Source organism: Campylobacter massiliensis (genome assembly GCF_014253065.1).
In the GTDB taxonomy this organism is placed as follows: domain Bacteria; phylum Campylobacterota; class Campylobacteria; order Campylobacterales; family Campylobacteraceae; genus Campylobacter_A; species Campylobacter_A massiliensis.
Genome location: NZ_JACLZK010000001.1, coordinates 986,497 through 997,986, shown reverse-complemented (window position 1 = coordinate 997,986; position 11,490 = coordinate 986,497). Strand labels below are relative to the sequence as shown.

11 protein-coding genes are annotated in these 11,490 nt (G+C 45.0%); 6 read left to right on the top strand and 5 right to left on the bottom strand.

Features of this window, described 5'->3' with window-relative positions:
• Positions 1-9: 9 nt before the first annotated feature.
• The 6 genes from H7R39_RS04660 (at position 10) to H7R39_RS04635 (ending at position 5,914) form a co-directional block, all read left to right on the top strand.
• Positions 10-348 carry a hypothetical protein gene (locus H7R39_RS04660; protein WP_185898159.1) on the top strand — a complete coding sequence of 113 codons (339 nt, stop codon included), beginning with the start codon at positions 10-12 and terminating at the stop codon, positions 346-348.
• Complete coding sequence (locus H7R39_RS04655; protein ID WP_185898158.1) at positions 348-1,997, top strand: terminase large subunit; 1,650 nt, start codon at positions 348-350, stop codon at positions 1,995-1,997. Before H7R39_RS04660 ends, H7R39_RS04655 begins: the two co-directional genes overlap by 1 nt.
• The gene (locus H7R39_RS04650) at positions 1,984-2,319 is read left to right on the top strand and encodes a phage head closure protein (protein ID WP_185898157.1); all 336 of its coding nucleotides are present in this window, start codon (positions 1,984-1,986) and stop codon (positions 2,317-2,319) included. Before H7R39_RS04655 ends, H7R39_RS04650 begins: the two co-directional genes overlap by 14 nt.
• Before the next feature lie 578 nt (positions 2,320-2,897).
• Positions 2,898-4,718 carry a threonine--tRNA ligase gene (gene thrS / locus H7R39_RS04645; protein WP_185898156.1) on the top strand — a complete coding sequence of 607 codons (1,821 nt, stop codon included), beginning with the start codon at positions 2,898-2,900 and terminating at the stop codon, positions 4,716-4,718.
• Positions 4,719-4,890: 172 nt separating this feature from the next.
• Positions 4,891-5,406: a translation initiation factor IF-3 gene (gene infC, locus H7R39_RS04640; RefSeq protein WP_185898155.1), complete on the top strand. Its 516-nt coding sequence runs from the start codon at positions 4,891-4,893 to the stop codon at positions 5,404-5,406.
• A 118-nt stretch (positions 5,407-5,524) separates the two neighbouring features.
• Complete coding sequence (locus tag H7R39_RS04635; protein ID WP_185898154.1) at positions 5,525-5,914, top strand: hypothetical protein; 390 nt, start codon at positions 5,525-5,527, stop codon at positions 5,912-5,914.
• 188 nt (positions 5,915-6,102) lie between these two features.
• Here H7R39_RS04635 and H7R39_RS04630 read toward each other — a convergent pair whose 3' ends face one another.
• The 5 genes from H7R39_RS04630 to metE form a co-directional block, all read right to left on the bottom strand.
• Entirely contained in the window at positions 6,103-6,423 is a 321-nt protein-coding gene (locus H7R39_RS04630; RefSeq protein ID WP_185898153.1) for a hypothetical protein, read from the bottom strand.
• Between the two features lie 99 nt (positions 6,424-6,522).
• On the bottom strand, positions 6,523-7,440 hold the full coding sequence (locus tag H7R39_RS04625; protein WP_221892068.1) for a DUF3137 domain-containing protein: 918 nt from the start codon (positions 7,438-7,440) through the stop codon (positions 6,523-6,525).
• A 157-nt stretch (positions 7,441-7,597) separates the two neighbouring features.
• On the bottom strand, positions 7,598-7,780 hold the full coding sequence (locus H7R39_RS04620; protein WP_185898152.1) for a hypothetical protein: 183 nt from the start codon (positions 7,778-7,780) through the stop codon (positions 7,598-7,600).
• Positions 7,781-7,924: 144 nt separating this feature from the next.
• Positions 7,925-8,806 (bottom strand): methylenetetrahydrofolate reductase, encoded by an 882-nt coding sequence (locus H7R39_RS04615; protein ID WP_185898151.1) that lies wholly within the window; start codon positions 8,804-8,806, stop codon positions 7,925-7,927.
• A gap of 229 nt (positions 8,807-9,035) precedes the next feature.
• Positions 9,036-11,309 carry a 5-methyltetrahydropteroyltriglutamate--homocysteine S-methyltransferase gene (metE, locus tag H7R39_RS04610; RefSeq protein WP_185898150.1) on the bottom strand — a complete coding sequence of 758 codons (2,274 nt, stop codon included), beginning with the start codon at positions 11,307-11,309 and terminating at the stop codon, positions 9,036-9,038.
• Between the last annotated feature and the right edge of the window lie 181 nt (positions 11,310-11,490).

Sequence of the window (11,490 nt, the reverse complement as noted above, 5' to 3'; positions counted from 1 at the left end):
GGGGTCAATATGGCAAAAACAAGAAAAATATCAAGCAATGACGAACTAGACGAGCTTATTAAGCTTGCGCCGCAAAGTAGGCAAAAAGTGGCCAAAGATTTGGTAATCGAGTTAAAATTTATGAATAAAACCATGCAAAGACTTAAAGAAGTAGTAGAAAAAGGCGAAATTTTAGAGGAATTTAACCAGGGCAAACAAAGCTTTATTAGGGAGAATTCTGCGCTAAAAAGCTACAACACGACTATTCAGCGGTATTCGCTAGTGTATAGGCAGCTTATGGAGCTGATAGATAAAAATCCGTCTCCCGCCGACGATAGCGAGCTGATAAATTTCATCTCGAGCAAATAATGAACTTCGTAAAAGAGTATTATCGCAAAATCAAATCGGGCGAAATATTAGTCAGCAAAAGAGTAGAAAAAATTTACTCCAAACTGATAAACGACATGAAAGACAAAAGCGGCCAGTATAAATTCGACGAGAAAAAAGCCTTAAGGCCTATCGAATTTATAGAGAAATTTTGCAAACACTCAAAGGGCGAATGGGCCGGCAGTCCATTAAAGCTCGATCTATTTCAAAAAGCTTTTATCTCTGCACTATTCGGCTTTGTGGATAAAAAAACGGGGCTAAGAAAATACAAAGAGGCCTTTTTTATGGTGGCTAGAAAAAACGGTAAAAGCTCGCTATTAGCAGGCCTTAGCCTTTATATGCTGATCGCCGACGGCGAAGCCGGCGCAGAGGTTTATTCGGTGGCTACCAAAAAAGAGCAAGCTAAGATCGTATTTGACGAAACCCTAAACATGGTCAAACAAAGCCCGCAACTTAGCAAATTTCTAAAAAAGAGAAAGAGCGATTTATATTTTTCTCTTAATATGTCTAAGATGATGCCGTTAGGCAAGAATAGCAACACTCTAGACGGGCTCAATTCTCATTTGGTAGTTATCGACGAGCTCCACGGCGTAAAAGACAGAAATCTTTACGAGGTTATGAAGCAAAGCCAATCTGCGCGCCGCGAGCCGTTGGTAATTATGATCACGACTGCCGGCACGGTCAGGGAGTGTATATTCGATGATATTTACGAATATGCTTGTAATATCGCAGACGGCATTTTTAAAGACGATAGCTTTTTGCCTATTATCTATGAGCTTGATAGCAAAGACGAATGGAAAGACGAGAAAAAATGGATCAAAGCAAATCCGGGGCTAGGAAGCATCAAAAAATACACCGACTTGTCAGATAAGGCCAAAAGAGCCAAAAATAGCCCGAAAGATTTAATCGGTATTCTTACTAAAGATTTTAATATCAGAGAAAGCTCGCGCAATGCTTGGCTAAGCTTTGACGTCATCAACAATCCAACAACCTACGACGAGGCTAAATTTAAGAACGTATACGCCATAGGCGGGGCCAATCTATCAATAACGACTGATTTAACCTGCGCTACGCTAGTAACGATAAGCGGCGGCGAAAGATTAGTTAAGCAGATGTATTGGATACCTAGGGATAATCTAGAGACTAGGATCAAAGAAGACAAGATACCTTACGATATTTGGCACGCAAACGGGCTTTTAAGGCTTTGCGACGGAAACACTATCGACTATTCGGACGTTACGGCGTGGTATTTAGAACAAGTAAAACAAAACGGGGTTATGGTGCTATGGGTTTACTACGATAGCTATTCGGCTCGCTACTGGGTAGAGGAAATGCAAACGGAGGGCTTTAAGATGATCAGATGTATTCAGGGAGCTAAAACCTTATCGCTGCCCTTGCAAATCCTAGGAGCCGACTTGCAGGCTAAAAGGGTAAATTACAACAACAGCCCGATCCTAAAATGGTGCTTGAGTAATACTGGAGTCGTAGAGGATAGAAACGCAAATATAATCCCCGTAAAAAGCAACAATCCGCGCCAAAGAATAGACGGCACGGCATCGCTACTAAACGCTTACGTCGGGTTGTGCGAACATTTAACAGAATTTGAAAGGCTTTGTGATGATAAAAGATAAAAAGATCAGTATATTAGGTTACGTCTCGACTACGAACGAATACGGCGAGGTTGAAAAACAGCAGCAATACTTGCTAAAAGATGTTTGGGCTTATGTAAGGCAGCTATCGGCGAAAGAGGCTTATGAGCGAGCGCAAATTCAATCTGAAGCCGAGATTTTATTCACGGTAAATTTCAATGAGGCTTTAAAGGATAAGAGCCTGATCGACTACGAGATCAAATTTAGAGGCAACACCTACCAAATAACCGGCATAGACTATTACGAATTTGGCAAGCGAGATGTTAAAATTTATGCTAAGCCAAAAGGCAATAATCACAATTAGGTAAGAAATTGGGTAAGAAATATTCCAATTTTAAACCTTAAACTGCTATTTTATCGTATGTAAAGCGGTATAGTTTTAGTCCATTCGGGGCCACCATTTCGCTTCTTTTTATTCAAATTTCATCAAATTTTACTTATTTCGCATCTTAAATCCAATGCGTCAAATTTGCAAACTAAAGCCAAAATGTATTTATTTTCTAAAATTTAACTCGTTAGCATCAAATTTATGCAGGTTTTTTGGGAATAAATTTAAAGATTAAGGCGCAAAGGCAACCACTCCTTTGCGCAATTTGGGAGAAAAATGAATCAAAACAATGCAAAGACGAGATAAATGCATGATCCATTCGGTGAAATATTAGCGTTAGTTTTCTTAAAATATAATAAACTATATTGGGAATATTACCGATTTAACAATATTTAGATTTTAATCAATATATTATACTATATTTAGAATTTGAATTTGACCGCCGTTTAAACCCAAATCAAATAAAACATTAAGTAAAGCTTAAAAACATTTTAGCTAAAATCAAGCCCAATTCTTTCAGCGTAAGAAAGATGTTTCGATAAAAAGGACGTAAAATGAGCGATATCATCGCATACAAACTGGATGGAAACATAGTCGATACCCAGAGTATCAACGGGCGAGAAAACGCCGCAGAACCGATTTATTTTGACAACTCCCCCGACGCGCTAAACGTCATCAGACACTCCTGTGCGCACCTCATGGCGCAGGCTATCAAAGAGCTTTATCCGCAGGCTAAATTTTTCGTCGGACCAAACGTCGAGGACGGATTTTATTATGATTTTAAAGTCGACGAGGCCAACAGCAAGCTTAGCGACGAGGATCTAGAGGCGATAGAAGCCAAGATGAAAGAGCTAGCCGAAGCAAAACAGGACATCGTCAAAACCTGCTCGACCAAAACCGCGATGAGCGATAAATTTAAAGACGACGAGCTAAAACAAGAGGTACTAAAACGTATCCCCGAGGGCGAAGTCAGTAGCTACAAGCAAGGAAATTTCGAGGATTTGTGCCGCGGACCGCACTTGCCAAATACCAAATTTTTAAGATTTTTTAAACTAACGCGAGTAGCCGGCGCGTATCTTGGCGGCGACGAGACGCGCGAGATGATAAACCGCATCTACGGCACCGCATTTGCCGATAAAGAGAGCCTAAAAGAGCACATCCGCATCATCGAAGAGGCCAAAAAACGCGACCACAGAAAGCTTGGCGTCGAGATGAAGTTATTTACATTTGACGAAGAGGTCGGCGGCGGTCTGCCGATCTGGCTACCAAACGGCGGACGCTTGCGCTCAAAGCTAGAGCAAATTTTATACAAAGCCCACCGAGACCGCGGCTACGAGCCGGTTAGAGGCCCCGAGCTACTAAAAGCCGACGTGTGGAAAAAGAGCGGCCACTACGCAAATTATAAAGAAAATATGTACTTTACGACGATAGACGAGGCAGAATACGGAATAAAGCCGATGAACTGCGTCGGCCACATCAAGGTCTATCAAAGCGACATCCGCTCATACCGCGATTTGCCGCTTAAATTTTTCGAATACGGCGTCGTGCATCGCCACGAAAAAAGCGGCGTTTTGCACGGACTTTTCAGGGTGCGCGAATTTGCCCAGGACGACTCGCACATCTTTTGTATGCCGAGCCAGATAAAAGAAAATATCCTAGAAATTTTAAAATTTGCCGGCAAAATAATGGAAAATTTCGGCTTCCACTACGAGATGGAGATTTCGACCAAGCCTGCAAAAGCTATCGGCGGGGACGAAATTTGGGAAACGGCGACCAAAGCGCTAAAAGAAGCGCTTGACGAAAACGGCTTTAAATACGGTATCGACGAGGGCGGCGGCGCATTCTACGGCCCAAAAATCGACATAAAAATCACCGACGCACTAAAACGAAAATGGCAGTGCGGCACGATACAGGTAGACTTTAACCTGCCTGAGCGCTTTGACTTAGGCTACATCGACGCAAATAACGAGCGCCAGCAACCGGTTATGCTTCACCGCGCGCTACTGGGAAGCTTCGAGCGATTTATCGGCATTTTAATCGAGCACACGGGCGGCGAGCTACCGTTTTTCGTCGCTCCGACGCAAGTAGTCATCGTGCCGATCAGCGACGCGCACCTAGACTACGCCAAAACAGTCGCCAAAGAGCTTCGCAAAATCGGCGTAGATAGCGAAATCGCGAGCAAGAACGAGAGCCTAAACAAACGCATCCGCACCGCAGAAAAACAGCGCGTGCCTATGATCGCGGTACTGGGCGACAACGAAGTGGCAAATAGCGCCATCGCCCTGCGCGACCGCACGACTAGAGAACAAAAAGATATGAAGCTGGATGAATTCGTCGAGTTACTCAAATCAAAACTCGCCGAGGTAAGTTTTTGAAACCGCAGCGAAAATCCGCTAAATTTGAGCTAGGCGCGGCTTTATGCTAAGCCTGGCTTTTACCAAAATCCGCAAAAACTGTCACGGCGCAATAAATTTCTACGAAAAATACAATAAAAACACAATATTTTTGGATATAATCAACAAATTTCAACTTAAAGGAAAAAACTAATTGGCTAAAGAAAACGAAGTGTTGCTCAACGAAGATATCAGAGCGAGCGAAGTAAGATGCGTGGGGGACGACGGCACCGCATACGGCGTCATCCCAAGAGTAGAGGCCTTGAAAATCGCCGATAAAATGGGGCTTGATCTGGTGCTAATCGCACCTGACGCTAAACCTCCCGTTTGCAAGATAATGGACTACGGCAAATTCCGCTATCAGCAGGAAAAAAAGCAAAAAGAGGCCAAGAAAAAGCAAAAAACGATCGAAATAAAAGAGATCAAGCTCTCCGTCAAAATCGCTCAAAACGACATCAACTATAAAGTCAAGCACGCGCTTGAGTTTCTAGAAGACGGCAAACACGTCAAATTTCGCGTATTTCTAAAAGGCCGCGAGATGAGCAATCCCGAAGCCGGCGTCGCGATGCTACAAAAAGTATGGGAGATGGTAAAAGACGTCTCCGACCGCGATAAAGAGCCGCTGCTGGAAGGCCGCTACGTCAATATGTTGGTAACGCCGAAGAGGTAAAATTTGATAAATTTGGGCGAGAAATCGCTCAAATTTTAAACCTTAAAATTTGGCAAAATTTGATGATAAATATCTACTTTTATATCCTGATTTTTAAATTTTAAGGAATTTTATAAATATGCAAAAAGTAAATTCGCGCAAGTCAAATCGCTACACAAACGATCAGATCAAAGAAATTTTAAAAATACGTATCGAACTAGCAAAAGAACTAATCTCCTGCGAAATAGCTGAGCGAGAAACGCTAAAAATCGTCCCGACCTACCCCGTTTATAATCTAATTAGCGACGCTAAGCGAATGCAAAAAACTCTTTCGGGTGTAGGACAATATTATCTTAGTTATCCCGCAAACTGGGCGCAAGCGCTGCTTGAAATAACGAACGGCGAAGAGCGAGCGCAAATTTTTAAAGCCCTCAAAGAGCAACAGCGACTGTATCTAGAAAAAGACGGTAAAAATAACAAAAAGTTAGAAAAAGTCCTTCAAGCCGCCGAGCAAAATTTAACCGAGTAAAGGCCCAAAAGGTCGGCAAATTTAAGCTCTCGAATATAAGATTTACAAGTTGGCGTACAAAAATAGTGCCAAAGAAGTAAAATTTGATAAATTTGAGCTAGAGTTGCCCAAATAATAATTGGATTTGAAAGCCGCTTGATAAGTCAAATTTAGCCCTACAAGCGGCCGTATTTATTTAGATACAGCGATTATTTGCCGACTTTTTTGCAGCAGTCTTTTCTGAGCCCTTTGCTTTTCTCGCAGCATCTTTCATAAGCTTGCTTTGATAGAGCAGCGTCCTTTTTCACGCGCTGATCAGTCGCACCGCCTCTGCCGTACTCATATATCTCGCCTAGATCTTTGCATGATGCGGTGTCATTCTCGCTATAGCAGCCTTTCGTAAAAAGCTGCACCGCCGTAGCCCACTGCCCTTTAGACACGGCCTGCGCTCCATCGCCATGGCTCTTGCCGGCCTGGGCCGAAGACAGCGCCAAACACGCCAAAAAGATCGTGAAAATCAACTTTTTCATGACGACTCCTTTATGTGGATTTGCAAAGAGATTATATCACAAAAACGCTTTGACGTTTAGAAATTATTTATGCTATACCGAGTTAAATTTTCGTAAAACTTACCAAATTTTGCGGTTTAAATTTAGCTCTTTTATTATCTGCGTAAAGCTCTCTATCTCGCTCTCGTAGGCAGTTAGCGTCGCTTCGTCCATTAGCGATTTGCCAAGCTGCGGCTCAAAGTCGTCGCGCCAGGTCTCTACAGCGATGAAGATTTGGCTACCCTTTAAAACGGCGTTTACCGGCGCGTCTAGTCTTAGGCAAAGCTGGGTAAATTTTTCCATTAGCGCCGGGCTAAGCGCGTATCTAGCGCCGATCTGATCGGTCGTATAGACGTCAAACATCTCCTCGAATCTCACGTCGTCCATATTCGCCTTTTTGCCGTAGATTGCTAAATTTCCTGAGTTTACATGCGAAATTTGAGTTATGGAGCTTAAGGTTTTGTTAAAATCGGCCTTAAAAAGCACGCCTCGAAATAGCACGACTGTCTCGGTGCTATTTTTCTTTTTCACCTTTTTGGCGGCGTAAAAGTCGCTAAATTTGACGCTAACGCCATCTATATCGCCCTCCACCAGATCCTCGCTGCTCCACTGGTGTACCGTACAATCATAAATAGTAAAAAAATCATCAAGCCCCAGTCCGCGGTCTTTATCGTAGCTAAGGCCGTATTTTTTTACGATATTTTCTATGATTTGGCGTTTAAAATTTGCCCTAAATTCTCGCCTTTTAGACGCAGTCAAAAGGCTGGTCGTCGCGGCGTAAGAGATAGCGCCAAGCATCACGCCAAAAATCGCGTCTAAAAGATACGCTATCGCCGCGCCCGCGCAAATGCCGACGCCAATGCCGATCAAATTTGCTTTTTTGATAGCGGCGACTAAATTTACGCGCTCGTTTTCTAGCTCTTTTAGCTCGGGCGAAAGCTCGCTTTGGGCTGAGTTTTGAGCATTCTCGCTTAAATTTCGGGCGGGTTTTTCGCCCAAAGCCGCAAAAAGATTAGAAGCCGCCGGAAGTGCAAAAAGCGCTACAAATGCGCCGACGAAAATAAAGGTAAATAAAGTCTCCGTTTTAACTCCTTTACGCGTTTGGTTGCTTATTTTTACGGCTTGTTAGCTCGCAAACCAAAGCTGCCAAGTGCGGTTAAATTTTCCAGGCCGCGCAGTCCGTATTTGCGCTTAAATTTACGCCGCTTTTTTCTCGCATCTTTTGCCTAAATTTAAGCCGTCCGCTGCCTTGTTTCGTTCCGCTTGTCTGTAAATTTAAACGTCCCGCGCTTTTTCTCCGCGATTGTCGCCCCTTTTCGTTTAAATTTCGCTCTTTCAAATTTAGCGCCTTACGGAAATTTAAGATTTGGGCAAAAGCATCTAAATTTAAACAAACCTGCGCGAAGGTAAAATTTGCTTTGCGGCGCAACCTTTACACCTAAATTTCGCGTGCTTGTCGCTCAAATTTACCGCCGCGCTCGCCTTAAAGAAGCCTAAACTCGCGAGCTAGCTCCAGGCTCGCCTCGATCTCGGCGCGCTTTGCCATCACGCTTTCGATGTTTGCGCCCAAATTTAGCCCGTTTTCGTCGCCGAATTTCTTTAACTCGCGCCAAATTTCTTTGATGATCTCGCAACTTTGTGCTAGATATTCCTCGCTGGCATTTAACCGATCTTCGACCGAGCTAGGCACGCTAACGCCCAGCCATTTGATAAACTCCAGCGTTTTTGGATTGCCGGCCGTAGAAAACGTGAGAAATATCGGCTCGGTTATCTTTGCGGCCGCGCAGTCTTCTAAAAATTTACGCGTCATCTGCGCGTCAAAAATCGCCTGTGAGATGAAAAACTTCGCCCCAGCCGCGATCTTTTCGCGCATCCTTTGCGGTTCGTCGCCCTTTTTGGCGTGGCGCTCGGCGATACATACGCCGCCGACGGCCAAATTTTCAAATTCGCCCGCGATCTCGTATGCGCGAGCCAAATTGAACCGTACTTTTTGCGAGCTAGACGTCGCTCCGACGAGCACGTTTAAATTTGAGCTTTGAGCCGCTAGAGCCGCGCGAAATCCCTCCTCGTCGTAGCCGCTAGCCACGCGGTAGAAAACGCTCGGAGTCGCGACGCTTAGGTAGTCTCGGTAGTAAATTTCCGGGCTTAACGTTCCGCTAAACTCAAAAGTCCGTTCGCTTTCGTTTCGCTCGCTTTCGTCTTGCACCTCGTAAAGCACGAGCCCGTCGGCGTTTATGCTCTCTATCCTGCCCGTCCAGCGATCCGAGATGTCGCGCAGTTTGGACTCCTCAAATTCGGCCTTGGGCGGCGTTAGTCCGTAGAGTACGAGCCCCTTTTCTTTGTTTAAAATTTTTTCTTTTAACATGAAATTTCCAAATTTATAATGTAGAAAACCGCGCCGTTTGCGGTCAAATTTATACCGTGGCGGCGCGTGCGCAGGATAAATTATTCGCCCTCGACCGACAAATTTGATCCGCGTCAAATTTGAGCAGGTTTTAAAAATCATCGCCCAAAATTTAGCGGACAAAAGCCGCTTCGGCCGTAAATTTAAACGGCAAAAGCGGCAAATTTAGCCGAGTCGCAAGCGGTTAAATTTATGAATTTCTTACGATCTTGACGGCTTCGACCATATTTTTTAGGCTCGGCTCGACCTCTTCCCATTTACGCGTTTTTAGGCCGCAGTCAGGGTTGATCCAGAGCTGTTCTTTCGGTAGAACCTCGAGTAGCGCACGGATCTGGCGCACGATCTCGTCGGTGCTAGGAACCCGCGGGCTGTGGATGTCGTAGACGCCTGGGCCGACTTCTTGTTTGTAGCCGACTGATTTAAATATCTTTAGCAGTTCGTTGCCGCTGCGAGCGGTCTCGATGCTGATGACGTCGGCGTCCATCGCCTCGATAGTCTTGATGATGTCGTTAAACTCGGAGTAGCACATATGCGTGTGGATCTGCGTTTTAGGCTCGGCCGAGCTAACGGAGAGCTTAAAGCAATCGACCGCGAATTTCTCGTACGCAGGGATGTTTTCGGCGCGTAGCGGATAGCCCTCTTTAAACGCCGCTTCGTCCACTTGGATGATGCGGATGCCGGCATTTTGCAGGTCTGCGATCTCGTCAAATATACAAAGCGCAAGCTGCTTAGCCACTTCGCTGCGAGGCAGGTCGTCGCGCACGAAGCTCCAGTTTAGCATGGTCACGGGACCCGTTAGCATGCCCTTCATTATGCGGCTAGTGCGACTTTGGGCGTATTTCATCCATTCGACGGTCATCGCTTTTGGGCGGCTTACGTCGCCGAAAAGTAGAGGCGGTTTCACGCAGCGGCTGCCGTAGCTTTGCACCCAGCCGTTCTCGCTAAACGCATAGCCCTCGATCTGCTCGCCGAAATACTCGACCATGTCGTTACGCTCAGGCTCGCCGTGGACCAGCACGTCTAGGCCGATATCTTCTTGAAATTTGACGCAGTCGTCGATGTATTTTTTGATGCCGGCTTCATATGCAGCCGCGTCGATCTCGCCTTTTTTGAAATTTTGGCGAAGTACTCTTAGCTCGACGGTTTGCGGGAAGCTGCCTATCGTCGTAGTCGGTAGGATGCCGTAGTTTAGGCTCTCGCGTTGGATCTTGATGCGATCTTCAAATTTATCTTCGCGCTCAAATTTGACTAGATTTTTCACGCGGTTTTGTACGCTTGAAGAGTGGATCAAATTTGATGTCGCGCGCGTTTTAACCGCAGCTTTGTTCTCTTCGTAAATTTTGCTCTCCGCCGCATTTAGCGCTACGCCGTTAGCTAGCTTGGTTATGATTTTGATCTCGTCTAGTTTTTCTACGGCAAAGCTTAGCCAGCTTTTGACCTCGGAGTTTAGTTTTTCTTCGTATTTTATGGTATAAGGCACGTGAAGTAGCGAGCAGCTAGATCCGACGTAGAAATCTTTGCCGCCGATTTTTTCGCTGATTTCGCGGACTAAATTTACCTTCTCGTCGATGTTGCTTTTCCAGATATTTCGTCCGTCGATGACGCCTGCAAATAGCGTTAAGTGGCTATTTTTGATAGCTTCAAGCGCTTCAAAATTTCTTTTTCCGTGAACGAAATCAAGTCCGATACCGTAAATTTTAGTTTTCGCCACCTCGGCTACCGCTTTTAGCGCGTGCTCGAAATAGGTCATAAACACGATTTTTACGTTGCTTGCGGCTGCGGCTAGCTCGTTATATACTTTGGCGATGACGCTAAGTAGGATTTCTTCGTTTTTATCTGTCGCAAAAATCGGCTCGTCAAACTGCACCAAAATCTCATCGTCAAGCGTCGAAAGTAGCCCAAGAAGCTTTTTGTACTCGGCGACTAGAGCGTTTAGGTTTTTAAACGGGCAGCTGCCGTCGGTGGTCTTTGAAAGCGCCAAAAAGGTGATAGGTCCGATCAAATTTACCTTGCCTTTTACGCCCGCAGCCTTTGCCTCTTCGTATTCGGCGAGGATTTTTGACGCGTCAAGCTTAAACGACGTCTCGGCGCTAAGTTCAGGCACGATGTAATGGTAGTTTGTGTTAAACCACTTCGTCATCTCCATCGCTACGCCCGTTTTGTTGCCGCGAGCGCAGGCAAAATACTGCTCTCGTCCGCTCAAATTCGCAAATCTAGGCGGCACCGCGCCAAATGCCACGATGTTATCAAGCATAAGATCGTAAAACGAAAAATCATTTACGCTGATAGCCGAGATTTCGGCGTCTTTTTGGTATTGCCAGTGTCTATTTTTTAGCGTTTTAGCGACGCTTAGTAAATTCTCCTCGCTAAAACCCTCTTTGCCAGCCCAAAGACCCTCAAGCGCGCGTTTTAGCTCTCTTTTTTCTCCGATTCGCGGGAAACCCGTAACATAACTTTTTATCATTTTGATTCCTTTTTTTAAATTTTTATGATTTTTGGATTTAAATTTTAATTGCGTTATTCTTGAGGCGAGTTTGGCGGTTGGCGCCCAAATTTGCGACCAAGGCTAGGCACGTAGCCTGCCGCGGGTAGCAAATTTAAGCCTCCGTCAAAATCGTCCAAGAGAGCGCAAGTAAAAGGCGGGT

Coding starts and splice junctions, on each gene's coding strand:
- H7R39_RS04660 (WP_185898159.1), top strand. CDS start 10: ATGGCAAAAACAAGAAAAATATCAAGCAATGACGAACTAGACGAGCTT.
- H7R39_RS04655 (WP_185898158.1), top strand. CDS start 348: ATGAACTTCGTAAAAGAGTATTATCGCAAAATCAAATCGGGCGAAATA.
- H7R39_RS04650 (WP_185898157.1), top strand. CDS start 1,984: ATGATAAAAGATAAAAAGATCAGTATATTAGGTTACGTCTCGACTACG.
- thrS (WP_185898156.1), top strand. CDS start 2,898: ATGAGCGATATCATCGCATACAAACTGGATGGAAACATAGTCGATACC.
- H7R39_RS04635 (WP_185898154.1), top strand. CDS start 5,525: ATGCAAAAAGTAAATTCGCGCAAGTCAAATCGCTACACAAACGATCAG.
- H7R39_RS04630 (WP_185898153.1), bottom strand. CDS start 6,423: ATGAAAAAGTTGATTTTCACGATCTTTTTGGCGTGTTTGGCGCTGTCT.
- H7R39_RS04615 (WP_185898151.1), bottom strand. CDS start 8,806: ATGTTAAAAGAAAAAATTTTAAACAAAGAAAAGGGGCTCGTACTCTAC.
- metE (WP_185898150.1), bottom strand. CDS start 11,309: ATGATAAAAAGTTATGTTACGGGTTTCCCGCGAATCGGAGAAAAAAGA.